General features: G+C 33.9%; 23 protein-coding genes. 22 read left to right on the top strand and 1 reads right to left on the bottom strand.

The window, feature by feature from the left end; all coding sequences use genetic code 11:
• Position 1 precedes the first annotated feature (1 nt).
• The 12 genes from HND50_00910 (at position 2) to HND50_00965 (ending at position 12491) form a co-directional block, all read left to right on the top strand.
• Positions 2–1144 carry a saccharopine dehydrogenase gene (locus HND50_00910; GenBank protein ID NOG43761.1) on the top strand — a complete coding sequence of 381 codons (1143 nt, stop codon included), beginning with the start codon at positions 2–4 and terminating at the stop codon, positions 1142–1144.
• Between the two features lie 18 nt (positions 1145–1162).
• Positions 1163–2215: an acyltransferase family protein gene (locus HND50_00915; protein ID NOG43762.1), complete on the top strand. Its 1053-nt coding sequence runs from the start codon at positions 1163–1165 to the stop codon at positions 2213–2215.
• A gap of 245 nt (positions 2216–2460) precedes the next feature.
• A complete protein-coding gene (locus tag HND50_00920; protein NOG43763.1) occupies positions 2461–3291 on the top strand; it encodes a hypothetical protein in 831 nt (276 codons plus the stop codon).
• Between the two features lie 171 nt (positions 3292–3462).
• Complete coding sequence (locus HND50_00925; GenBank protein NOG43764.1) at positions 3463–4269, top strand: hypothetical protein; 807 nt, start codon at positions 3463–3465, stop codon at positions 4267–4269.
• A gap of 242 nt (positions 4270–4511) precedes the next feature.
• Complete coding sequence (locus HND50_00930) at positions 4512–5195, top strand: hypothetical protein (protein NOG43765.1); 684 nt, start codon at positions 4512–4514, stop codon at positions 5193–5195.
• On the top strand, positions 5192–6088 hold the full coding sequence (locus HND50_00935; GenBank protein ID NOG43766.1) for a hypothetical protein: 897 nt from the start codon (positions 5192–5194) through the stop codon (positions 6086–6088). The genes HND50_00930 and HND50_00935 overlap by 4 nt, the downstream gene beginning before the upstream one ends.
• Before the next feature lie 143 nt (positions 6089–6231).
• Entirely contained in the window at positions 6232–6777 is a 546-nt protein-coding gene (locus HND50_00940; protein NOG43767.1) for a hypothetical protein, read from the top strand.
• Between the two features lie 684 nt (positions 6778–7461).
• Complete coding sequence (locus tag HND50_00945; GenBank protein NOG43768.1) at positions 7462–7935, top strand: hypothetical protein; 474 nt, start codon at positions 7462–7464, stop codon at positions 7933–7935.
• A 419-nt stretch (positions 7936–8354) separates the two neighbouring features.
• Complete coding sequence (locus HND50_00950) at positions 8355–10559, top strand: T9SS type A sorting domain-containing protein (protein NOG43769.1); 2205 nt, start codon at positions 8355–8357, stop codon at positions 10557–10559.
• A 237-nt stretch (positions 10560–10796) separates the two neighbouring features.
• On the top strand, positions 10797–11087 hold the full coding sequence (locus HND50_00955) for a DUF3738 domain-containing protein (protein NOG43770.1): 291 nt from the start codon (positions 10797–10799) through the stop codon (positions 11085–11087).
• 348 nt (positions 11088–11435) lie between these two features.
• Complete coding sequence (locus HND50_00960) at positions 11436–11870, top strand: hypothetical protein (protein NOG43771.1); 435 nt, start codon at positions 11436–11438, stop codon at positions 11868–11870.
• 9 nt (positions 11871–11879) lie between these two features.
• Entirely contained in the window at positions 11880–12491 is a 612-nt protein-coding gene (locus HND50_00965) for an MjaI family restriction endonuclease (GenBank protein NOG43772.1), read from the top strand.
• A gap of 23 nt (positions 12492–12514) precedes the next feature.
• On the opposite strand, the gene HND50_00970 is transcribed toward HND50_00965, so the two are convergent.
• Positions 12515–14491, bottom strand: a complete 1977-nt coding sequence (locus tag HND50_00970; GenBank protein NOG43773.1) for a T9SS type A sorting domain-containing protein — start codon at positions 14489–14491, stop codon at positions 12515–12517.
• Between the two features lie 227 nt (positions 14492–14718).
• Between HND50_00970 and uvrB the strand changes: the two genes are divergently transcribed.
• The 10 genes from uvrB (at position 14719) to HND50_01020 (ending at position 25277) form a co-directional block, all read left to right on the top strand.
• Complete coding sequence (gene uvrB / locus HND50_00975) at positions 14719–16695, top strand: excinuclease ABC subunit UvrB (protein NOG43774.1); 1977 nt, start codon at positions 14719–14721, stop codon at positions 16693–16695.
• An 85-nt stretch (positions 16696–16780) separates the two neighbouring features.
• Entirely contained in the window at positions 16781–17137 is a 357-nt protein-coding gene (locus HND50_00980) for a four helix bundle protein (protein NOG43775.1), read from the top strand.
• An 82-nt stretch (positions 17138–17219) separates the two neighbouring features.
• On the top strand, positions 17220–18488 hold the full coding sequence (gene purD / locus HND50_00985) for a phosphoribosylamine--glycine ligase (protein NOG43776.1): 1269 nt from the start codon (positions 17220–17222) through the stop codon (positions 18486–18488).
• 8 nt (positions 18489–18496) lie between these two features.
• On the top strand, positions 18497–19063 hold the full coding sequence (locus tag HND50_00990) for a hypothetical protein (GenBank protein NOG43777.1): 567 nt from the start codon (positions 18497–18499) through the stop codon (positions 19061–19063).
• A 29-nt stretch (positions 19064–19092) separates the two neighbouring features.
• Positions 19093–19905 carry a phosphatidate cytidylyltransferase gene (locus HND50_00995; protein NOG43778.1) on the top strand — a complete coding sequence of 271 codons (813 nt, stop codon included), beginning with the start codon at positions 19093–19095 and terminating at the stop codon, positions 19903–19905.
• Positions 19906–19913: 8 nt separating this feature from the next.
• A complete protein-coding gene (locus HND50_01000; protein NOG43779.1) occupies positions 19914–21491 on the top strand; it encodes a hypothetical protein in 1578 nt (525 codons plus the stop codon).
• Positions 21492–21516: 25 nt separating this feature from the next.
• Complete coding sequence (locus HND50_01005) at positions 21517–22605, top strand: response regulator (protein ID NOG43780.1); 1089 nt, start codon at positions 21517–21519, stop codon at positions 22603–22605.
• Between the two features lie 49 nt (positions 22606–22654).
• On the top strand, positions 22655–23992 hold the full coding sequence (locus HND50_01010; protein ID NOG43781.1) for a TldD/PmbA family protein: 1338 nt from the start codon (positions 22655–22657) through the stop codon (positions 23990–23992).
• Between the two features lie 173 nt (positions 23993–24165).
• Complete coding sequence (locus HND50_01015; protein ID NOG43782.1) at positions 24166–24516, top strand: hypothetical protein; 351 nt, start codon at positions 24166–24168, stop codon at positions 24514–24516.
• Positions 24517–24644: 128 nt separating this feature from the next.
• Complete coding sequence (locus tag HND50_01020) at positions 24645–25277, top strand: hypothetical protein (GenBank protein NOG43783.1); 633 nt, start codon at positions 24645–24647, stop codon at positions 25275–25277.
• Positions 25278–25375: the final 98 nt, after the last annotated feature.

A 25375-nucleotide genomic window follows, 5' to 3' on the forward strand; every position in this document is an offset into this window, starting at 1 on the left:
GATGAAAATTATTGTTTTAGGTGCAGGGCTGGTTGGGGCGCCAATGGCGATCGATTTAAATAATGATGACAAATTTGATGTGACAGTGGCAGACTACAGTAACGAGGCTTTGGACAATCTGAAAAAGAAATGCCCGCAATTATCTTTTGTCCAAAAAGATTTATCTGACCCGCACAATGTAACCACACTTGTAAGCAATTATGATTTTGTTGTTAATGCCGTGCCCGGCTTTATGGGATTTGAAACGGCAAAGGCAATTATAAAAGCCGGAAAAAATTGTGCTTGTATTGCTTTCTATGAAGAAGACCCCTTTCAGCTTGACCAACTGGCCAAAGATAACAATGTAACCATGATTATGGATTGTGGTGTTTATCCCGGTATGGGCAGCGCATTAATCATGAATAGGGCACTGCAGCTTGATAAGGTGGATAGTGTTTTGACTTATGTTGGCGGATTACCGGAAATAAGGGAGTGGCCAAGTGAATACAAAGCTGTGTTTTCGCCGATTGATGTAATTGAAGAATATATTCGTCCGGCGCGTTATATCGAAAATGGATTTGAAGTAGTGCGTCCGGCTTTATCAGATCCTGAATATATTTTCTTCCCCAAAATAGGAACGCTTGAGGCATTCAACACCGATGGTTTGCGAACTTTGGCAAAAACAATCGATGCACCAAACTTAAAAGAAAAAACTTTGCGCTATCCCGGTCATATCGAGAAGATGGCGGTTCTGCGGGAACTTGGCTTCTTTTCTAAAGAGGAGCGCCTTGAACTTAACGGCAATAAAATAAGCCCACTACAATTTACATCCCAGGTTCTTTTCCCCAACTGGAAATTAAAAAAGGGTGAGGCTGATATCACGGTATTTCAATCCACAATTGAAGGTGAAAAAGACGGCCGGAAAATGAGATACACAATTAATATGCACGACAGGTATTGCGAGGACACAGATGTTATCTCCATGGCACGGACAACCGGCTATACAGCCACACTTGCGCTAAGAATGATTGCCGAAGGGATTTATACACACAAGGGCATTTCACCTCCGGAGTATATGGGAAAACAGCAAGAGTGCATTGATTTTATGCAAAAAGGATTACAGGCGAGAAACGTGCATTGGGAGATTTCTGAAGAAGAGCTGTAAACTGGGATAGGTTACTAAATGAATGACTCCGATAGAAGATATGATATAGACTGGCTTCGGGTAATTGCCATCGCTATGCTGTTAATTTATCATGTGGCGCTTGTCTTTCAGCCCTGGGGCAAACTTATCGGCTTTATCCAGAGTGAACAATCGAGCGAGATAATCTGGATTCCAATGGCATTGATAAATGTCTGGAGAATTCCTTTACTTTTTTTTGTCTCCGGAATGGGCATGTGTTTTGCTTTAAGACGACGCGATTGGAAACAATTATTGCTCGAACGCAGCCGACGTATTTTGCTGCCATTGGTTTTTGGCAGTTTGCTCATCGTACCAATCCACGATATGCTATTCCAGAAATTCTATGCTAAAGAAATAAGCTATATTCCCAACATTGGGCATTTATGGTTTTTGTTGAATATCCTTATTTATGTGCTTCAGATGATTGGCCTGGCTTTTTTGGATAAGAATTATGACTATTGGTTTTTTAAAGCCCTTAGAAAATTATTGAAACGACCATACTTTTTATACCTGTTTATGATTCCATTTATCCTGGAAGCGGAACTAATCAATCCCAAATATTTTAGTTCTTATGTTGGTAATAGCCATGGCTTTTTAATTGGCATGCTGGCGTTTGCCAGCGGTTATATATTTATTGCCACGGGTGATGCTTTTTGGAATGCAGTTACCCGAATTAAAACTGTTAGTCTGATAATTGCCTTTGCGCTATATCTAGTTCGCCTGTTCTATTTTGATCTTAACGGCCCGAATTACTTAAATTCCATCGAATCGATGAATTGGATATTTGCTATCTTTGGATTTGGTTATAAATATCTCAACAAACAGAGCGCAGTTTTGAGTTATCTAAGTCAGGCAGTTTACCCGGTTTATATTCTGCATATGGCTTTTCTGTTTGGTGCTGCCTATTTCATTTTACCTCTTAATTTGTCTCTGGAATTAAATCTTGCCCTGATTACCCTAATCACATTTATTGGTAGTTTTGCCAGCTATGAGTTGATTATCAAACGTATTTCCTTTTTGCGCCCATTGTTTGGATTGAAAGCAGAACGTTAAGCTTTAAAGGTTTAATATTTACCGTTGTGATTTTATTCTTACTGTTTTATATTAAGACTAATTCCCAGATATCAAAGCAGGTTTGTAACGCGGTCTTGTTAAACGAGTTTTAAACGCGGTTTCAGTTAAAGAAAAACTGAGTTAAATATTTGCCTTTTGGTAAGTTGACCAGAGTTATCTTTAAAAAAAATAGCTTTACAGAACACTAATATTATGTTATACGGTAATCATTCAAGAAAGGCTATATGAAGATTTCTATTATAATTTTTCTAACATTTAATATTTTGTTTTCAGTTTCATATTCACAGGAAAACCAAAAAAATGATATAAACAATTTTTATTCCTTATTGGATAGTGCAGATTTAATATTTATGGAGGGTGGGTTTCGGAGATCAAATAAAATATATGAAAAGTTTATTCCTAATATTCTTAATTACTTGAATAATACTCAAAATTCAACAATTGACAGAATAAAAGTTCTTAATCGATGGTATAAATCTCAACAATACTATTCAAAAGGATTGGAATATAGTTACGGAAATATCCATAATTTTTCATCAATCGAAGATAATTTGGCCAAAGTTGGTATTAAGTGTATTCAAGAGCCAGAGGATGGCCCAGCAAGAAATCAACCATTTGTTCCAGATAGCGATTTATTTCTTAAATATTCCAAATCTTTTGGTGACTCATTATTGACGCTTTTTCTTAACATTGTAAAAGATGAAGAATCTTGGAAACAAAGGATATCGCTCATTATTAAATGTGAAAACTTTCTATTAAAGTATCCTTCTACATATTATACATTGTCAATCTGGAGAAAATATAATAAGCATTCATCTGAATTTATATCCAATTATGTTTTTTTTGAATTTGATCCGGGTGGGGAAAGTCCCTGTATCAAAATTAAAAGAGCTATTAAACAAAGCAGATTTTATTTAACTGTCTATCCACAAGGTTTTATCTCTTCAATGGTAAAACTTAATTTGGATCAACTTAATAAAGTTGAATATCAGTTCTGTAATGAACCTATTAGTTACAAGCGTTTAAAAATACTTTTAAAAAACTTAAAATATTAGATATCATGGAGCGATATTCCGTATAACAAAATGTTGTACGCGGAATTTTACGTGCGGCGGTGAATCGGAAACCGGATAATTCTCCTACGCAAAATCCGGTAAACATTCGGTCGTTAGCAGCCATCAGATAGTTTTAAATTATTATACTTTATCTAACCAAAGGAGAAGTTCATGAGCAAAATTGTAAAGAGTTTAGTTTTTATCGTATTATTGTTTTTTATTGGCTGTTCAAACATGGTAAAGCCTGAAAGAGAAATTGATGTTGTTGAATCAAAAATAGCAAAACAAACGAGTTCTCAAATAAATAATACAACAGATTTAGAACGCTGGAATTGGAATGCAGGTAAGGATCTTGATTTTTGGATAACGTCAGCCGCACAAGCAAACATAGATGTTTCTGGATTATTGCATAGTTCAAACGGTACTATAAATACAACATATTCAAGTTCTTCTTACGGCATACATCACATAGTAGATGTACCACCGAATTTTACACCACAAAACTATAATATTGTTATTATTGATAATATTGTTCTTGAAATAGAAGGAACGTGTAACGAATACGACACATATCTTTATGATGATTTTAATGAATATAAGTCTCATATTAACGCTGTTACACCAGACCAAACCATTGAAATATCGCCAAGTGGAAGTCCTGCTTCTCTTAATATTTTTTGTAATGTATTACAACCGGATGAATTTTGGTTAAAAATATATATTGAAAAGTCATCCGAGCCAGCAATCCTTATTCACAATCAACTTTACCAATTCCCTTTTAATGAATGGTCAAGAATTAAGAAAATTGAATTACCATATTTTTTTGATCAAACAGGTGCTTATACTATTAGATACGAACTTCGATCAACTTATGCAGAGATTTCTGAAACAGGCCCAATAAATCCAGGTCCAGATTTTATAGAAACTGAATATTCAACTGTTCTTGTAAAACAGTCATATGGAAATGGTGATTGGTAAAAATATAGTTATTAGAACAAATAATAGTTTTCTTTTTTTCAATACAAAGAAATGTAATTATTTATGCTGCTAACAAATCAATTAACACGGAACAAAGGCTCGGAGCATGATTTGGCGATATGAAGGATCTACAAGCCTTTGTCCGGTTATCTAAGCCGTTATATGTAGTGAGTGTCAATTTTACATTAAATAAATATTTACTTATTATTACCAAAAAAACTAAATAAGGAATATTTTTTATCATGTTGAAAATAAAAACAAAATTAATTGCTTTGGTATTTATTGTTACAGGTATCTATCTTCAATTTCTACCCTGGATTTTACCATTAAATTTTCCAACTTCTATAATCAATCAAACTGCTTTAGTCTTGATATTTATTGGAATTATGTTTTATGGTTTTACAGAAATTAAAAAACGGCTTCTGGCAATTGAAGAAGAATTACAACTTGAAAAAGACAATAAGTTAAGTAATGTTAAGCTGATTGCTGATGATTTCTCAAATGATTTTCTATATCAAATACGAAAACAAAGATATATTTATAAAGCAAGTATATATTTTCCAAAAGCAAATATTGACAACCTATATTTCTTACGAAGTTTAGTATCTAATACAAAAATTGATTCAACTACGAGAATTATTATTAATACTCATTCTTCTGAAGAAACAATCCATAATAACATACAGGAAATCAAAGAAAAGTATCACAAATATTTAGATATCAAACTAATTAATTCTGTTGAATACAAAAATTATACAATAATTGCTTTGGATACTAAAATTTGGGTTATAAATCAGTTTGGCGAAGCAATTAATAGTAGATTGTTATTTAGTCTCAGCAGTTATGACACTGTAGGAAAGTCATTTATTGAATTATTTAATAAGCTTTGGGAAAAATCTGAAAATATTAAATTGAACGAAAAATGAGAATAAGACAATTAGCGCTATACATACTACTGCTTAATGTCTTACCAGTTACACAAACATTTAGTAATATAGATGTTCAATTAGACATTAAAATAAATGAAATTTCGGATGAAGAAATTAAATGTGATTTTATTTATTCGTTTATCTCAGGACAAAATGATTCTATTTACTTATTTGCTGTTCCGCTTCCCTTTGAAGAAAATCATGATTTGATTTTTAATCTTATTGCGAATGATCCAAATTTATTCTTTACTTATGGTTTTAATAATTCTAACAAAGGGATAGGATTTATTACTAATAAGAATAATAACTTTGATTTTAAGGCAGAATTTATAAATGTTGTTCTCCCGGCAAAAAAAATATATAATAAAACGAATGGATTATTAGTTAATCTAAATTTTATAGCTGAAAAAAATGAGATTTCATCAAAAGCCTCAAATTTTAGTATAGTAAAGATAAGGGACGTAACAATTGAAACAGAAACGTTACTTGATTCAGAACCCAAATTTAGTTTGTCCGAAAAAGGTAGTGGTTTTTATTATATTGAATTTAAAACTAATCATAACAATTTTTATTTTGTTATTCCACCTCCACAAGAATCATACTTTAATACATTTATAGCTTTACTAATAGTAGCAATAATAATTGGCTTTGCATCTGTTATTAAAATATTAAAAGGTAAAACGGAATCAATTATCGGTTTAATTTCAAGTTTAATATTGTTAGGGTTTTTAATTTTCTTATTCTCTGAAAAAGTAATACCTACCGATTTTAAAAAAGATATAGACATGATAGCATTGATTGGCGGGGGAATGGGCATAGCAATTGGAATACTTGTTAATTCTATTTATAATTTAATTGTAATATTTACAATAGAGAAACAGCAATCTTGAAATCCTTAAATTACATATAACACAGCGCTTAACACGGACGCTCACACGGGGACGATGAATCGGCAACCGGAAGCTTTTCCCCACGCGGCGCCGGTTAGCTTGGTCGTTATATTTTCCGGCTTAACTAAAATCAAAGGTGTGATATGAATATTTTTAAAAAAATATTTTCTACACTGGCAGTTATACTAATTATCTTCATTTCTTTAAAAAGTTGTGTCAAAGTCGCATATGGAACGAAAAACTTTAGTATTTATGAAAGAACTGAAATCTCTCAAATTGAAATATTGATTTTAACACCTTCGAATAAAATGATATTAATTAAGAAACATCCTGAATTTGAAGCCTTTGATGCTGGTTTATATCAAATATATGGAACTCAAGCGACTCACTTAGTAAGCGGCCTGTGGAACATTGACGGAGTTATTAATCCATTTGGATTTAGGTGGTATAATGATAATGTGGAATCAGTTTGGCAATTTTACTTAAAATTAGAGAATAAAAGTGGATATGGAATTGAGGAATCAAGTTTTGGTGATAAAGGAGAAGAATATGATGTTCCTGGAATTATTTATAATGATAAAATTTCAATTGGAGGTATTGAGTACTTTTTAACTGAATATTCGCAAGAAGATCTAAATGTATTTTTGAAACTTTTTGATATTAATGCGGACCCCCAAAGAAGTGAGTGAATATTATGATTTATATTATTGCAACTATCACGATTGCGATCTCATATGTAGTATTTTTTTATTTATTCGCAAATATCTTTACTCCACTTTTTTTGGATATTCCGGCAACATTAAAACTAAAACGGAAAGACCTTATTAATTCCCGACCTGTATTGAAAAAATATATAATAACTGTTTTTTTTAGTGGTCTATTAACCTCCATAATCTTATTTTTCACGTATTATTTTTGGGTTAATTATTCATTTGGCTATTCGATAAGTATTTTAATTGGATCAAGTCTGGCAATATTATCCACTATATGGAAAATGATTTGGATGCTTTTTCGATACTCAGACAATTTTTTCAGGTGGTTAGATTTTTATAGAAACGACAATAAATATTATTTAATAACCCAAGATTTGGAAGTAATTAATGTCGCACTGGGTGGGAAATCAGGTGAAATTGAAAAACGGGTTAATGATATCTTTACAAACACAACGCAGTGATGAAGATATCTGATTTAAATAATCCGTCATAAAATATAACAAATGCGTTGTAGCGGACGCTAACACGTGTCCGGTAATTCGGAAAAGGCATCGGTTAATCGTTGCTTTTTTTTGGCGCAGTTAACCGCAAATCGTTAATACTATATGAATTCGAGTGAGGCTTAAGAGATAATTGATAGGATTTCGGAGAAAATAACCTATGTCCACCAAAACACTTCCAATATTACTACTCATTATATTTTTAAATTGTGAATCATCCACAAAGAATCCTATACCTCCTAAAATATTTAATTTAACACTCAAAGAGCAAATTGAAGACCCTGATGCAACGCAACAAATCAACAAACTGCATTTTCAAAATGTCGCTGCCGAGAAAAACGAAATAGCCGTTTATGAAGGGCCTAATAGTGTAGCAACAATTTATGTATCCTACTATCGTGATAACAAAACCAGCCAGTCTGAGTATGAAAAAATGACACAGAAAATATCTCCTGAGAATTCGGTCTTTATAGGAGGTACATACCTTGAAATGAATAAAGTAGAAATTTACAAATGCTTTGGTATGGGGCAGACCCATTTTGTTTTTGCCAAAGATCAATTATTATTCTGGGTTTCAGTTACAACTGTAATATCCAATGATTTTATAGCAGCTTATCTTGATATTCTAAATTGATTCTGTTTTCATTTAACTTATAATAGGAAGTAACTCTGCCTTTCTAAAATGAGCCTACTTTTTCTTTGCCTTTACACTCTCACTTTAGTATAATTTATAAACGATTGGTTGTGGTTTTGGTACAGGGATATAACTCTTTTTTAACAACTTGCCTAAGCTACACCATAATATAAAGATAGCACTATTCCAAATACTAAGAGTTTCAGGATCAAACACTAAGAGTTTACCCTGCAAACTCTATAAGTTTTATATGCAAACTCTAAGAGTTTTGGATTAAGTGTTTAAAGAAGTACAAAAAAATATATATTTATTTCGGTTTGCCTTTCGGATGTTGAATTAACCGGTTTAAAAATAAAACACTTTATAAGCGCTCTATTTTAAGTTAACCACTTAATAATTTTTTTTTGGGAGACAGGTTTATGAGAGTACTAATAATAAGTATATTTTTATTGTCACCTATTATGTTTTTTAGTCAATCTCTTATTTATCCCAAAATCCCAACTGATTATATAAAAGACTTACATTTCATTAATGAAAATGAAATTATATTTATTAATGAGTATGGCAGTATTTATAAATCTTTTGATGGCGGTAAATCCTGGGAAAGAATTGTATCTTTCCCATATAAATCATTAACTAAAATTATTTTCATTAATGAGACAACTGGATTTATAAGAATCAATAATCATTTATTATATACTACAGATTCAGGCAATAATTGGGAAGAACAAAACATCACTTTGGATGGTACTGCATATTTACCTATATCAGAGCAACTAATTTTCAAAAGCTCAGAAACCGGCGATATATTTTCTTTAAATAATTTTTTTAATAAATGGACTCAAATTTTTACACAACCCATGTTTTATGATTCAGTTTATTATAATACATATTTTCCTTATGGCCATTTTATACAATTTGAAAAATTATTATCAGGCAAAATTTTAGCACTTGGAAATAATGATATAGCATACGATTATACTATCTTAGATGATTCTTTATCTGTAATCATAGAAACAAACAATTTTGGTGCTTCATGGGATACCCTTTTTCTGGATCTTCACGATTACTTGGAAAAAATATCATTTATTAATGATTCTATTGGTTGGAGTAAATCTCATAGAGCTGTTTATAAATCTGTTGATGGTGGAAAAAACTGGTCTACTCAAGATATAAGTGATTATACTATAGATGATATTGCTACAACAGCAGATAGTACCATATTTGTATTAACAGGCCAAAGTAAATTCTTTGTTTCGGAAAATTTTGGGGAGTCTTGGGCATTAAAAGAATTAGGATATTCCGGAAAAAATCAAATTGAATTTTATAATAAAAACAAGGGGTTCCATTTTGGAAATAATCTTGTTAAGACAGAAAATGGAGGTAATTCGTGGGATTTAATTGACTCATCATATAAATCAGATATTTTTGATATTGATTTTTTAACATTAGAAATTGGATTTGCATTAGGATCGAAAGGATTGTATAAAACTGAAACTGGTGGAAATAAATGGGAAAAAGTATTCTCACCTGAAATTACAAATCCTCAAGAAGTTTTACAGATTAAGATGTTAAATGCAAAAAAAGGGTGGTTAATTACTTGGGAAAAATTATATCGAACTATAGATGGTGGTGAAACTTGGATTGAAGTATACCTTGAAGAATATGCACAGAGGTTTAAAGGATTTGAATTTTATGATGAATATTTAGGAATTATATTTAATGGAACAGGAAGAAATTACCAAGAACACCCTGAAGAATACCATTATATAACTACAAATGGTGGAGATACCTGGAACCATATAAGTCCACAACTAGATTCACTAAGTGGCTTACCAATAACATTTGAAAAAATGCAATTTACAAATCCTAAACATCTATGGGGAAAAGCTGATAATGGTCTTTGGGTTTCAAATGATACATCTAAATCATGGGAACATATCTTGGATATAAATTTTTATAATGGCTGTTTTAACTTCTACAATTCACAAGTGGGCATTGTTTCAAACCATTCTCGTGAATTTCAGTTCACAAATGATGGTGGAGTTTCCTGGAAAACAGTACCAAAGATATCTTTTATTAGAACTCTTGATTGCAAATTTATTGGTCCTTCTATGCAAGGATGGAACAGATATATTGAAGTAGGCGAAAATGGCAAAGCTCATGTTTACTATATAAATCAAGATGGAAGCATTAGATACAGTTATGAGCAATTTACATCAACTTCAAATAATTATAATAGACTTTATGTGTTAACAGAAAACGATCGTCCAAATGTCTGGGCTGCAGGAAACGGTTTTTCAATTCTTTACCGTAAGTGGGAATTAATTACGGATTTAAATCAAGAAGAGATTAAGCCTTTAGATTATTCGTTAGGCCAAAACTATCCAAATCCATTTAACCTTATCACTAATATTTTATTTTCAATTAAAAAACCTGGATTAACTTCAATTACAATTTACAATTTGCTTGGAGAAAGAATAACCACACTTTTTAATGAATTCAAAAATATTGGTTCTTATAAAGTTTCATTTGATGCGTCTTTTTTATCGAGTGGTGTCTATATTTATCAAATAAAATCCGATATCTTTACTCAAAGTAAAAAAATGATTTTAATAAAATGAACCTTGTGGCTAACGAAAAAATTAAGGTGATTTTGCCACATATTGCAAAATACCTTATCATGATGAAGGTTTACTATTTGCACGTTATATAGATCAAGCTGCCGAAGGATTCTTTGGCTTTATGCTTGGTCCCAACTCCAAAAGAAGCCATTCACTTGAGATCGATTTGGAAATCATGATAAATATTACTTTGATTTAATTGTCCCTAAGCATCAAAGAGAAAATATAAAAACAATAATGATTGATCTTTTGAATAATAGTTTTAACATTTTTGTAAGGATTGAAAAAAGGGTATCGGACGTTGAAGTTCTAATTTTGGAAAAATTATGGTTTCAGTTTCGGATGAAACAATATACAAATCCAGGGTGGCCAGAATTAATGGCAAAAATATTCCAATTAACCAAATTTGTAAAATACATAGATAATTTCAGAAGTCTCCTTGTTATTGATAAGACTAGCTTATTGGATAAGTACGATATAGATTTTAAATGGACTTTTGCTGATAAAAAAACATTGAAAACTGATTAGAAAAACTTGGATTAAAACTTACAAAAAATAGACGAACAATTGATTTTTTAGTTTTAAACGAACATACTCAATCCACAACAAACAACTTAAAAGCTGAAATTATACCGGGACAATGATTTGCACTTTGCGTTTGTTCTGTTTTAGTAAGTCATTATTAAAATACCAAAAAAGGAATAATATGAAATCAAAATACATCTCGGTTATTTTAATTCTTGTTTCCATCCTTGTATTTTCTAATTGTACAGATAGAAATAATAATCCTGTTGAACCAAAAGATGAAATTGATCACGGGATAATTGATTTTTACAGCATTGAAGAATTTCCCCGGATGTATCGACCAAAGAACAGGTGGAAGATAAACTTGGTTTTCCGGATGGTATTGGTGAGTCGGATGAGAGACTCTATTACTACTATCCCAAGCTTGGCCTCCGGGTAATAATAATGAAAATAAATAACCTGGTTGACGGGATAACAGCCTATGGAAATAACTGGTCTTATAGTTATCCAAATTCAAAAGGATCATACACGAAGTATGAATATCAGACCAGCTCAGGATTAAGTTTGGAGAAAACAAGCGATACAATGGATGATGTACTCAGGCTTTATGACGCACCATGGAAGAAGTTTACTTTAAATGACGATACAACGAATGAAATGTATCCCCGCGCATTTGCCTATTATAAAGACTCCTTAGGGTTGTCATTTACGATGCATTTTTATTTTGTCGGCACAGACACGAATGACTATCAAAATAAACCCATCACGCTTATTTCAATTTGGTAGGAAAATACAGTGGCTTACACAGGCGGACCTTTAAATGAGCTAAACGGGAAAATGGGTATTTCCGCGCCACATAAAAGCGTGCCTGTAATGAAGTTGATTAGAATTCACAAGCCAAAAAGTAAAAATGAATTGGTGCAGTTAATAAAAAATCATTTTGATAAAACATGCGAATGCGGTGTTAAAAGCCAGGGGACAATCGAGGATTTTGGAAGTAAACTGTTTGAGTCGCAAATCAAATATTGGGGAGAATATCGCTTCACATTAAAAGAATGCATTCAATGGGAATATGATTTGTTTATTACCCAATCGATGAAAGGAAATATTGTCGAAAAGAAAGCGCGACAATTTTTAACCCATAAATTATCCGGATATACAATCGAGGAAGCAGAAGGATTTTTGGATGAAGAGCTGCGAATCGATTTACTGATTAAAAAAGAAAATATCACGAAATGTGGGATACAAGTTAAACCCGGCACATTCAACAAAATCCGATCGGAAGTAATCTTATTTAATAAATCGGCAAATGAAAAATGGGGAAAGCCGGTCTATTATTTATTTTATGATGATAATGAGGTTTTTCAAAATATTGATCAGGTAATTAAAGAAATATGGAAAATATGAAAACTATTATCGATCCTTTAATATTACTTCAATAAAACCATTTTTTTTGTTTCAATATAATCCCCCGATCTCAGTGTATAAATATAAACACCACTTGGTAGTTCTGTAGCATCCCACTCAACTCGATAGCTGCCTGGGTTTTGTTTTTTTGAAATCAGAGTTGTTACCTCTTTCCCCAATAAATTATAAACTATTAAACTTGTATAATTCCTGTTAGTTATATCATAATTTATGATTGTAATCGGGTTAAACGGGTTGGGGTAGTTTTGTTTCAATGAAAACCCTGCTCGAATTACATCATGTTTACTTAAACCTAAAACAAGATCCGTATCATTGTTATCACGCGGAGCCAGTTTGAACTCACTAAAACTGTAAAAATGGATTCCTTTTATTGAACCGATTGAACCAAGTTCAATTTCATTGCCAAGATTGCCCTCATATTGCTCAGATTCATCATCGACACGCAAACCACCACTGCCGTCATCAATAATAAATTCACCAAAATTGTTTTGTCCATCAGGCGCAATATCTGTAACAGTAACATTGTTAAAAGAAACGAGAACCGATTCAAAAGCTTCAGAAAGCGCACCATGGGTAGCCAGATCGCCGGTTTTTTGAGGCATGGGTTCAAAAACGCCAAACCCTTCTGTAATAAGCTCTGATGAGGAAGCTAAAACTTTTGTCAAACCAAAGTCTTCTTCTACTTTACCGCTGACCTTTATCCAATCACCAATTTGATAAGTGGTTGAAATGCCACGCACGAATATGCCTGACCAAGCCGCTGCGGCATCCTGGATATAATAACCTGCGAAATGTTCCGGTCCTGACATTACAACACCCTCGAGGATTATATTGTAAGTGTTATAGCCGGAGACATCATTTCCATAGCCATAAGTGTTTTGAACATCGGCAATTGGCAGACCACTTTTACGGATAACATACCGAAAAATAGTTCCGGTTGCTTTCGAAGTGTCTGCAGGAAATTGAGCTTCAAAATCTTCATTATCTTTGGCAGAAACAAAATAGCGCAAAAAACTTTCGTCATCCTGTTTCGGTATCTCAGCACTCCATTCACTTTCGTTGGAATTCATTGCAACAACATTCCATGCTCCCCAATCTAAACTATAATGCAAGGTGGCGCTGGCAACAGAATTGTTGTCTGTAATAGTCGCTGTTACCAAAACGTTATTGTCAGGATTTGGAACCAGGGGATTCCGAATTACATCACTGATAACCGGAGCTGTACTTATTGCAATAAAATCATTGAAATCACGCGGATTCACGCTGTAGCCGTCACTTAATCCCTGAACAAATCCGGTTACTTCAACAGTTGAACCATTTGCCGGCCAGTTATAAGTAGCATTTTCAAACATTCTGTTAAAAAAACGAAACTGGTCATCAATAAAAGTTGGCAGCTCGCTATCATCTTCTATTATGGCACGATTTGATGAAACGGAATTATTTGTAATTGTAGCATCAGCTATATGTACTAATTGTCCTTCCCATTGTTCGCCGTTTGTTTTGTTTGTTAGCTCATCTGTTCCGAGTTCAATCGGTACAGGGAGAATAGCACCAACTGACTCAATACTTACCTGGATTGCAGGATCGGTTAACAATGAAAGTTGTGTTACAGTCTCTATTTCTTGAACGATACCTGTGAAGCGGCAGATCATACCCGCTGAAATATTTCCAAATTGGGTTGCGCTGACTGTTGTATCATTTTGGACTATTAATAATCCTTGCCATGGATCGGTAGGAAAGGTTGGATCAACAATAAAACAAGACCAACTTGAGTTTGGTACCAATCCTCGAACATCACTCATAACAATCCCGCGCACTTCAATTGTATCACCAAGCGAAAAAGATTGGTCATCCGTTTGTGGGTTGAGAACAAATTGAATTTCCTCAATAGTTTGCAAAGGATAATCTTGCGCCTGAGAAATATGTGTTAATAAAAAAAATACCATTATTAGAACTGGTGGTGGTTTTAAAAACCTCATAGAAACTCCAACATTAATATGATCAATTTGTCAGTTAAAAATAGAACAAATGTTTTTATAGAATAAATTCCTGACATAAATAATATTTACTAAAAAAGAAGCATTGAAAAGAAATATTTTTTTAGAGTATTTACTTTGTTTTAAAATTCGCAAATCAAAGCCAATTTTCTTAATTTCTGCCTTCCAAAAATTAGACACACCAACGGCTTTTAAAACTCAAAATCAATATGGAAAAATTTAAACTTGTTTCGCCTTACAAACCGCAAGGTGACCAGCCTCAGGCTATTTCAGAATTGAACGATGGCTTGCTTCGCGGCGACCAATATCAAACCTTGCTTGGGGTTACAGGCAGCGGTAAAACTTTTACAATGGCCAACGTTATTGAAAAAGCAAACCGTCCAACATTGATCATCTCACATAATAAAACGCTGGCAGCCCAGTTATATGGAGAGTTTAAAAGTTTTTTTCCACAAAATGCCGTTGAGTTTTTTATTAGTTATTATGACTATTATCAACCAGAAGCCTATATCCCAACAACTGATACTTTTATAGAAAAAGATTCATCTGTTAATGATGAAATTGACCGTCTGCGGCTTAAGGCAACCAGCTCTTTGCTTTCACGGCGGGATGTGATTGTTGTTGCCAGTGTGAGCTGTATTTATGGAATTGGTTCGCCATCGGATTATGAGGATTTATTGGTCACTTTTAAGAAGGGCCAAATAATCAATCGCCAGGATTTTCTGATGAAACTTGTAGATATTCAATATACAAGAAATGATTTTGAATTTCAGCGCGGTTGCTTTCGTGTTCGTGGTGATATTATTGATATTTTTCCCGCTTATGAAGAATTTGCCTATCGTCTGGAATTTTTTGGAAATGAGATTGAACGCATCCAGGTATTGGAGCCGTTTACAGGAAAGGCCCGTCATGAAACAGATAAAGCCGCTATCTTTCCGGCCAAGCATTTTGTAACAACAGATGAAAAACGTGAAATCGCCCAAAAGCAAATCAAAGAAGAGTTAAAAATAAGATTGGAGCACCTGCGATCTGAAGGCAAATTGCTGGAAGCCCAGCGTATTGAAATGCGCACTAATTTTGACTTAGAGATGATGCAGGAAATTGGCTATTGCAGCGGCATTGAAAATTATTCACGACATTTTTCCGGACGAAAACCAGGGCAACCGCCTTATACGTTACTGGATTTCTTTCCTGATGATTTTTTATTATTTGTAGATGAATCCCACCAAAGTTTTCCACAGGTCAGGGCTATGTATAATGGCGATCGTGCTCGAAAGGAAACTCTTGTCGCACATGGTTTTCGACTACCGAGTGCACTCGATAACAGGCCTTTAAAGTTTAATGAATTTGAACAGCATATCAATCAAGTGATTTGTGTTTCGGCGACACCATCAGATTACGAGATGGAAAATAGCAATGGTGTTTTTGTGGAGCAGGTTATTCGCCCAACCGGATTGATTGACCCCGAAATAGATGTGAGGCCAATCGCCACACAAATTGATGATTTGATTGGTGAAGTAAAACTAAGAGCTGAGAAGGGCGAGCGGTCGCTTATAACCACTTTGACCAAGCGTATGGCAGAAGATTTGGCCGATTATCTCAATGCAGCTGGTATAAAGGTTCGCTACATGCACTCGGAAATTGATGCGCTGGAACGTGTTGCCATTTTGCGTGAATTGCGTCTGGCAGAGTTTGATGCATTGGTCGGAATTAATCTTTTACGTGAAGGTCTTGATTTACCGGAGGTTTCGTTGGTTGCCGTACTTGATGCAGACAAAGAGGGTTTCCTGCGTTCTTATGTTTCATTAATGCAAACGGCAGGCAGGGCAGCCCGAAACGTGGGCGGACAGGTAATTTTTTATGCTGATAAAATAACTGATTCGATGAAGGCAACCATGGATGAATGTAGCCGTCGTCGTCAAAAACAGATTGAATTTAACGAAGCAAATGGAATCACTCCGCAAACAATTTTGAAATCTGCAGAAGAAATTATGCGCAGTACAGCAGTTGCAGATGTGCGCAAAGCACAACCTGTTGTATCCGATGTGAAAATTGATTATGGGAAAAGTTTAAGTAATGAAGAAATGATTGAACGTCTCGAAAAAGACATGAAGACGGCTGCGGTAAACCTTGAGTTTGAAAAAGCTGCTGCTTTAAGAGATGAGATTGTTCGTTTGAAATCATAAAACAAAACCCAAAAAGTAAATAGCAAAATTCAAAACATAAAAAACAAATAAATTCCAAAGAAAAAATAATAAAATTCAAAACTTTATGCCTAAAGTATATGACCTTGAAGAGAGAACATTCATTTTTGCTAAAGAAGTAAGACTTTTTGTAAAACAATTACCAAGGTCTCTGGCGAATACGGAAGATAGTAGACAGGTAATCAGGTCATCAGGATCAGTTGGTGCAAACTATCGGGAGGCGAATGAATCACTGAGTAAAAAAGACTTTTTGATGAGAATGAAAATTAGTAGAAAAGAAGCTAAGGAAAGTGAATACTGGCTAAAACTAATTTATGAAACTAATAGTCTGGAAAATGAAAAAGAAGTTTCAAATTTGATTCAAGAAGCTTCTGAACTAAAAAAAATATTTTCTTCAATAATTGAAAAATCATCAAACAAGTAGTTTGGTGTTTTTAAAATTGCGTTTTGAAATTTATTTATAATTTAATATTTGAGAATTGTGATTTATTTTTAATGGATAAAAAATGAATATTCTAATAATCGGTTCAGGTGGGCGTGAGCATGCTCTAGCCTGGAAAGTAAAACAAAGCCCTTTACTGGAAAAATTGTATTGTGTTCCGGGTAATCCGGGTACAGCAGGTATTGCGGAAAATCATGATCTGGACGTTTCTGATTTTGATACCCTGATAAAATTTGCCAAAGACAATAATATTGATCTTACCATCGTCGGTCCTGAAAATCCTTTGGTAGATGGTATTGTCGATCGCTTTGAAGAGGAAGGTTTGTTAGCGTTTGGTCCATCTAAATTTGCAGCACAATTGGAAGGAAGCAAATCCTTTTCGAAAGATTTTATGCAGGCAAATAATATTCCAACGGCTGAATATGCAACCTTTACGGACTCAAATCTTGCCAGGGATTATATTTTAAAAAATGAAAAATACCCACTTGTTTTAAAGGCCGATGGGTTAGCTGCCGGAAAAGGTGTACTTATCTGCCAAAATGAAAATGAATCCATGGATGCCCTTAACCAAATTATGGCTGATAAATCATTTGGTTCAGCAGGGGATAAACTGGTTATTGAGGAGTTTCTGGATGGTGATGAGGTTTCTATTTTCGTTTTATGTGATGGTGAAAATTACCGCATTTTACCACCATCTCAAGATCATAAAAAAGTAGGTGTTGGAGATACAGGGAAAAATACTGGTGGCATGGGTGCCTATGCTCCGGCTCCTTTGGCAACGCCTGAACTAATCCAAAATGTTGAGAAAAATGTAATTCAAAAAACTTTGCTGGCAATGACAAAGCTTGGGCATCCTTATCGTGGGTTATTGTATGTCGGGATTATTGTAGTTGAGGGAAAACCCTATGTATTGGAATACAATTGCCGCTTTGGTGATCCTGAGACGCAGGCTGTTTTACCTTTGGTTAAAAGTGATTTGGTGCCATTTTTTCAGGCATGTGCAAAAGGTTCGCTGGGAAATTTGTCCCTTGAAATTGAAGATAAATGTGCAGTGGATGTTGTGCTTACATCGGGTGGCTATCCTGATGCTTATGATAAAGGGTTCAAAATAGTTGGCTTAGACCAGGTTGTAGATGAAATACTTACTTTTCATGCAGGGACAAAAGCAGAAAACAAGAATATATTAACATCTGGCGGAAGGGTGTTAAATCTCGTGGCGCTTGCTGATACTTTTGAAGAGTGTATTGAAAAAGTTTACTGTGAAATCGAAAAAATCAGTTTTCAAAAAATGAATTTTCGTCGGGATATTGGGTTTAAGGTTTTAAGAGGATAAAAAATCTAATGACGATGACACTAAATGTACTCATTGTTGTAATTATTTTCTCGATCATATCTTTCGCCCAAAGTGATAAGCAAATAACTAAAATCAAAGAAAATTATTATGCCTTAAAAGAGTTGCAACCGGATTTAGAAAAAAAATCAATTATTGAAATGGGCTACTCGACGGGAGGAGCAGAGTTTACTTTTTTTATTAATGATTTTAACCAAGTCCTAATTGTGGAAGCTGAATTTCTGGGTGAAATAGGAAAAAGTAACCATGAGTATTATTACAAGAATGATTCATTATTTTTCCTACTGATCATTGATGAATATTATAACTCACCGGTTTCTTCATTATCTATGACGGATGAAGAATTAAAAGAAGATGGAATGGAAATGCTGGATTATTCAAAGTCATCAGTTTCAGAAAACCGCTACTATTTCGCAAAAGGTCAGTTGATTAAATGGCTTGATAATAACAACAAGAGTGTTCAAGATACTACCAGAGAGTTTAAGAAATTATCGAAAGACCATTTTGGGTTTAGCAAAGAATTATTAAGTAAATATCAGCATAAAGAAAACGACTGAATACAACGAAGAAATAAAACAGGAAAAATATGAAAGAGCTTCTAAAACGTGTAGCTGTTGCGATTGTAGCAATCCCGCTTTTGGTGTACTTAATTCTTCAAGGCGGTTGGTATTTCTTCTCATTGATGACAATAATTATAATTGGCGGTCAGGTAGAATTTTACAATCTTGCCAGACAAAAAGAAAGTTTGTCTCAACTTGCACCCGGCATTTTGTTAACCGTGGTGATGTTAATTGCTGTTCAAACAGGTGTAAGCAATTTAATTTGGGCCGTGGCATTTGCAACATTGGTTTTAATCTTTGGCTACGAAATGTTCCACAATAAGTCATCTGCGATTTTAAATGTATCAACTACATTAGCCGGCGTCATTTATCCCGGTGTTTTTTTGGCAGCATTACTTTTTTTAAGAAACAATGCACAGCAATTAGGCGTCTCATCTGCCGGAGGATTTGTATTAACAATATTTGTCTCTATCTGGGTTTGTGATACATTTGCTTATTTTGTTGGGAAATCAATCGGAAAACATCGTCTATTTGAACGGGTTTCCCCAAAGAAAAGTATCGAAGGTGCAATTGGTGGTTTAGTTGGTTCTATTGCTGTCTTTTTAGCGGTCTACTATTTTGAATGGTATCAAATTTCTTTGGAACTGGCGGTTATAAGTGGCGTTGTTGTTGGTCTGTTTGGCCAGTTTGGTGATTTAGTGGAATCATGGTTTAAGCGAGATGCGGCTATCAAAGATTCATCACATTTGTTACCGGGGCATGGAGGAATGCTGGACAGGTTTGATAGCCTGATATTTGTTTCACCAATTTTTATGATTATTTATTTATTCTGGAGTTAAAGTTTATAATGAAATTATTTTCCGGGGCTGTGTTGTTAATTGTAACTTTCACAGCCCTTTTTACTTGTAATAGAAATTCTGAAAAAACAATCTCAGAAAAAAAAGGCGGTTCAATAAACATTGCCATTCAAGGGAATGCAGATAATTTGTTTCCTTTCAATATTCGTGAATATTATACGCAGGAAATAAATAGCAACTTACTTTCCCAATCTTTAACAATAGTAAATCCTGATGGTGATATTCAGCCGCAATTAGCAAAATCGTGGCAGGCAGGGCACAATCAAATTACTTATGTTTTAAAAGGCAAAGTGAAATGGAGCAATGGCCAGCATTTTACTGCAAAGGATGTAAGTACAACTTTTTATTTCATAAACCAAAATCAAGATAAAATCAGCACGCTTTTTAATACTGATTTGATTTCAGAGATTGAAATTGTTGACTCTCTGACAATTCGTTTTAAGTTTAAAGAAGATGTTTCTGAGCCACATTCTGTTACGCGCTTCCCAATTCTTAACAACCAGCAAATTAAAAATGCCGAAAACTGGGATAATCTTAAAAAAAGCTATTATGAAGATTTTGTTGGTTGTGGTCCTTTTCTGCTAAAAAAATATTATAAAAATGAAATACAGCTGATTAGAAATGAAAAATACGATATAAATTACCCATTGCTTGACGAAATTAATGTTAAGTTTTTCTCATCGACAGATACTCTTAATAGTTGGCTAGAATCAGCAAGTATAGACCTAATGCCCGATTTACCACATAATTTGCTTAAATCGGTAAAAAAGTTAACTGATTTTGAAGTAATCTCTTCTGTTGAACCGGGTTATACTTTTTTGGGCTGGAACCTGAAAAATGAAGAAACGGTTGCATTAGCGTTTCGTAAAGGATTATCTCATGCCCTCGATAGGCAGACGATGGTTGATGGCATTATGTCCGGCTATGCAACAGTTTTTGATTCACCGGCATATCCGGAATTTTGGGCTTATCATCAAACAGATCCTTTGGAATTTGATCTTGAAAAAAGCCGGAAATATTTGAATGAAGCAGGGTGGTTTACCAATAAAACAACTCGTCGTCTTGAAAAAGACGGTTCTCAACTTAAATTGAAAATCTTAACCAATAATGAAAATGATCTTCGCGTTAAAGTAGCCATTAATATTAAAGCTTACTGGGAAGCAATTGGGGCAGAAGTTACTGTGGTAAGTGTACCATGGGGCGATTTCTTAAAAGCTTTAAAATCGAAAGAATACGATGCAGCGCTTATTTCATGGGTGGCTTCAGATAAATTTGATCCAACTGAACTGTATCATTCCTCAGGAATAAAAAGTGATAATAATTTTATGGGTTATGCAAATGACTCCGTTGATTTCTTCATAGAAAATGCCCTGAGTAGTAAACATAAAAGTTCGCGTGAAAAAAACTGGCTGAAATTTCAAAAGAAGATTATTCAGGATATGCCGGTAACAGTTTTATTTGGGAAGCGTATTTTAAATGTAGTTTCTAAAAACCTGAAAAATGTAACAATTAATAGTGACGGTTTTCTTTATAATGCTAAAGAGTATTGGCTTGATGATCGAAAATAGAAACTTATCTTAAAAGGAGAAAATCTTGTCGCTTAAAAATGTACTTGTTGTTGATGATGAAGAAGATTTAACCTGGTCTATTGCAAAACATCTTTCCAAAGATAAGGAACATTATAACCTTCATGCTGTCAATTCTGCAGCAGATGCGCTTGCTTTATTAAAAACAATTAGTGTAGAACTGGTAATCTCAGATATTCGCATGCCGGAAATTTCCGGGCTGGACTTGCTACTCAAAATCCGAGAATTATATCCATCCACAAAAGTTATAATTATGACAGCTTACGGTTCTTCGGAAATACAAGAAGAAGCTAACCGGCGAGGTTGTTTTAAATATATCGAGAAACCTTTTGAAATAAATAAATTACGCCAGATGATCCTGGATACAGTTAAGGAGAAAAAAGGTTTTGAAGGCCGCATTTCAGATTTTCAGCTCAGTGATTTAATCCAGATGAATTGCCTTGGGCGGTTAACAAATGCTATTACTGTTGAAACGATGGAAAAGAAAGGAATAATCTACTTTGAAGATGGAAATATCATCCATTCAACGGTTGGTGATTTAGATGGAGAAGAAGCATTTTATGAAATTATCTGTTGGCAAGGCGGAAGTTTTGCCATAAATAAAGGCGCAAAGGCAGATCAGGAAACAATCATGAAAGGCTGGCAATCTTTGATGTTAGAAGGGTTGCGACGCAATGATGAAAAACGTGAAACTGAAGAAGTTTTGGATTCTGATGAAATAAAGAAACAGCAGGTAGATGAAATATTTTCAAAATTTATCGAGACAAAAGGTGTACACCTTCTTATTCTTTTTGATAAAACCGGCAAACCTTTTGTAACAAAACTAAATAAGCAATTTGAAGAAAAATATGATGTAGATAATATCAAAGAACAAATCGAAAACCTTATCAAACAAGAAAAGAAATTATCCTCTCTTTTAAACTTAAGCACCAAAAAAGAAATTACAATCGAATATGACGAAGGGCTTTTAAAAATTACCTGGTTGGCCGAAGCGCAGGATTTTCTACTTTTATTGGCCGATCACACCTCAAATTTTGGCCTGTTACGTATTGAAACGAAAAAATATCTCAAAGCTTTGAATACATCAATCAATTAAACGATCCAATTGTCCGGCACGTTGGAATTGTCTTGCAACAAAACCTTAAATGAATTTTAAAAAATTATTTTCTGATTGTTTTAATACTGATTTTGACGTTGCTAAAAGAAACTTCGTTCAATCTCTTACCGCCCATGATAAATCCCATTCTGAAATATATTTTGAGAATTCAAATTCATTTTTACTCGAATATGTCAATGGTGTTTTTATAACCGACTCAACCTCAAGCCAATCAGGATTTTCAGAACGAAGCATTGAAAAAGAATCTGTCTCATTTTCTGCTAAAAGCATCTCGGGTTTATACGATATTAAAAATTCGCCTTCAGTTATTAGGCCTTTTAATCCCGTCAGTTTGACTAATAAAAAAAGAAAAAATATCCTTATAAAAGCTGAGGCTAAAATACTGCCAAAAAACAGCTCCATTGATGGACTCGCTTTAAAATGGCAAACAAATGATAAATTTATTACGCTGCTTAACTCAAAGGAATTTTATAATTTCAGGATTGAATCTCTGGCTGCTTTAAGTATCAATCTTAAGATTAAAAAGCATGGTACATTTTATGAAGGTAAATCAGCGTTTAGTGCGGTAAACGAAAAAATGGCTTTCACGGTTGACAGAATTGCCGGATTGATTGAAAGTGCATTGAGCGATGCAGAGAATAAATCAAACAGCGTAGTTGTAGAACCAGGGAGTTTTGATGTAGTTTTTGATTCAGGCTTTGGTGGATTGGTTTTTCACGAACTTGTTGGCCATTTGCTGGAGGCGGATTATGTTACAAATCAAAACACGTTGTTTAAAAATTGTATTGGTCAAAAGATAGCCGATGGACAAATTACAATTTTAGATGCTTGTTTAAATGATGGCATTGTGAATTATAAATTTGATGATGATGGAGTAGAAGCAGGTAAAACAGTTTTGGTTGAGAATGGAATCCTTAAGAATTACATTTCCGATCAATATCATGAAGAGGTACATAATATTACAAGCACAGGTAATGGCAGGAGGCAGTCATACAAAGATTTGCCCTTACCGCGTATGACAAATACGATGGTTTTAAAGGGAACTTTTTCGCAACAGGAAATACTTGAATCGGTGAAAAAAGGATTGTTTGTGACTGATCCCGGTGATGGTACAGTCAATACTTTGACAGGTGATTTTACATTTGCAAATGTTGAAGGATTTATTCTTGAAAATGGAAAACCAACAAAGCCGTTTCACGGAATTGAATTTAGCGGCAATGTGAAAGATACTCTTAATAATATAAAAATGATTGGCGATGATTTCCGCATGGCTGATGTTCATGCCGATTGTATAAAAGAGAATCAAATTCTTCCGGTTGGGTTTGGTTCACCATACTTGAAAATAAAAAATATTTATGTAAGATAATTTTGAATTGAATGGTAGGAGCTGTCTCCTGACAGCGTTACTATTGATAAATAGCAAGAAGTAAGTTGTAGTTACAATTATCGTGTTCAGGAGAGCACTTCTACCAGAAAAGAAATTGGAGAATAAAATGAAAGTATTTTTAATGATTATTGGTGCAATTTTAGTAAGATAAGATGGAAAAAAATCTTGTAATTGTTGTATTCATTTTTACAATTCTGGTTATATATTCTTTGGTTAAAAAAAATAAAGAACCAGCAAAATACAGAGATAAAAATTATCGTTTGAAAGTTGCCAGACTTTCCAGGAAAGTCTGTGGAGACAAACTAAACTTTTTTGATTTTCTTGATAAAATTAAGGGCGAAATTGACGCCTATGAAACTGGCGATGATGATGTTGATGAATTAATATACTTATTGGAACATTGTCCTAAAAAGGGTGGCATTTTTGGTGTTTCTGAGAAAAATTATGGGAAGTATATGAAAGACGTTTTTGCCATAATTGAAAAACTAGAGAAAAGTGATTAATTATTTTTTGAAAATGGTAGGAGCAGTCTCCTGACAGCGTTATTCTTGATAGACAGGAAGAAGTAAGTTGTAGTTTTCCATTATCGTGCTCAGGAGAGCACTCCTACCTGAAAAAAATGGAGAATAAAATGAAAGTATTTTTAATGATTATTGGCGCAATTTTAGTTATTGCAGCTTTATCAATTTTTTGGGCCTACAGCTCATTTACCTACCAACCGGACTACTTTGAAGAAGTTGAGAAAATAAATTTTTCCGAAAAACGTCAGCAGGGACGTGAAATTGAAGCGAGAGTACGGGAAGAACTTAATGAAACTGGAGAGACGAAAGTAAGTGGCGACGAGATTACTTCTTTGATTATAAGCCAGATAAGTAAACGTGGCAAAGTGGATTTGCAACCGATTGTTAAAAAGGTAAAAAGTGAAATTATTGACGGGCGTTTAAAAATGGAAGCCCTGGTGGATGTTGAAAAACTAACAAAACAGGAAATGCCGGATAAAGTTCGCGAATATCTGGATTTATTTCTTGAATCTGCCCCGAAAGATATGCTGGAAAATGTATATGTTTCATTTGATGGAATACCAATCAGAGATGGTTCAGTTTTAAAATTTGCTGAAGATGCCCAAATTAATATTGGTGATTTCTCTTATGATTTGGCTTCTATAAAAGGCAGCCATAAAATCAGGATTGGCGCATCAATGCTAAAAAAACTTGGTATTTCAAATTTTGAGGTTTTAGAAAATCAAATCTTGCTAAAAAAATAGATTAAAATAATTTATAAGAAATCTCTACCAACGAATAGTGATATTCAATTTGTTGTGTATCTTCCTACTGCTTAAATTTGCCCATTGTATAATATCTC

Source organism: Calditrichota bacterium, assembly GCA_013112635.1.
In the GTDB taxonomy this organism is placed as follows: Bacteria; Calditrichota; Calditrichia; order Calditrichales; family J004; genus JABFGF01.

Coding starts and splice junctions, on each gene's coding strand:
- HND50_00940 (NOG43767.1), top strand. CDS start 6,232: ATGAATATTTTTAAAAAAATATTTTCTACACTGGCAGTTATACTAATT.
- HND50_00925 (NOG43764.1), top strand. CDS start 3,463: ATGAGCAAAATTGTAAAGAGTTTAGTTTTTATCGTATTATTGTTTTTT.
- HND50_01015 (NOG43782.1), top strand. CDS start 24,166: ATGGAAAAAAATCTTGTAATTGTTGTATTCATTTTTACAATTCTGGTT.
- HND50_00970 (NOG43773.1), bottom strand. CDS start 14,491: ATGAGGTTTTTAAAACCACCACCAGTTCTAATAATGGTATTTTTTTTA.
- purD (NOG43776.1), top strand. CDS start 17,220: ATGAATATTCTAATAATCGGTTCAGGTGGGCGTGAGCATGCTCTAGCC.
- HND50_00945 (NOG43768.1), top strand. CDS start 7,462: ATGTCCACCAAAACACTTCCAATATTACTACTCATTATATTTTTAAAT.
- HND50_01010 (NOG43781.1), top strand. CDS start 22,655: ATGAATTTTAAAAAATTATTTTCTGATTGTTTTAATACTGATTTTGAC.
- HND50_00990 (NOG43777.1), top strand. CDS start 18,497: ATGACGATGACACTAAATGTACTCATTGTTGTAATTATTTTCTCGATC.
- HND50_00980 (NOG43775.1), top strand. CDS start 16,781: ATGCCTAAAGTATATGACCTTGAAGAGAGAACATTCATTTTTGCTAAA.
- HND50_00955 (NOG43770.1), top strand. CDS start 10,797: ATGATTGATCTTTTGAATAATAGTTTTAACATTTTTGTAAGGATTGAA.
- HND50_00920 (NOG43763.1), top strand. CDS start 2,461: ATGAAGATTTCTATTATAATTTTTCTAACATTTAATATTTTGTTTTCA.
- HND50_00910 (NOG43761.1), top strand. CDS start 2: ATGAAAATTATTGTTTTAGGTGCAGGGCTGGTTGGGGCGCCAATGGCG.
- HND50_00935 (NOG43766.1), top strand. CDS start 5,192: ATGAGAATAAGACAATTAGCGCTATACATACTACTGCTTAATGTCTTA.
- HND50_00915 (NOG43762.1), top strand. CDS start 1,163: ATGAATGACTCCGATAGAAGATATGATATAGACTGGCTTCGGGTAATT.
- HND50_00995 (NOG43778.1), top strand. CDS start 19,093: ATGAAAGAGCTTCTAAAACGTGTAGCTGTTGCGATTGTAGCAATCCCG.
- HND50_00930 (NOG43765.1), top strand. CDS start 4,512: ATGTTGAAAATAAAAACAAAATTAATTGCTTTGGTATTTATTGTTACA.
- HND50_01020 (NOG43783.1), top strand. CDS start 24,645: ATGAAAGTATTTTTAATGATTATTGGCGCAATTTTAGTTATTGCAGCT.
- HND50_01000 (NOG43779.1), top strand. CDS start 19,914: ATGAAATTATTTTCCGGGGCTGTGTTGTTAATTGTAACTTTCACAGCC.
- uvrB (NOG43774.1), top strand. CDS start 14,719: ATGGAAAAATTTAAACTTGTTTCGCCTTACAAACCGCAAGGTGACCAG.
- HND50_00950 (NOG43769.1), top strand. CDS start 8,355: ATGAGAGTACTAATAATAAGTATATTTTTATTGTCACCTATTATGTTT.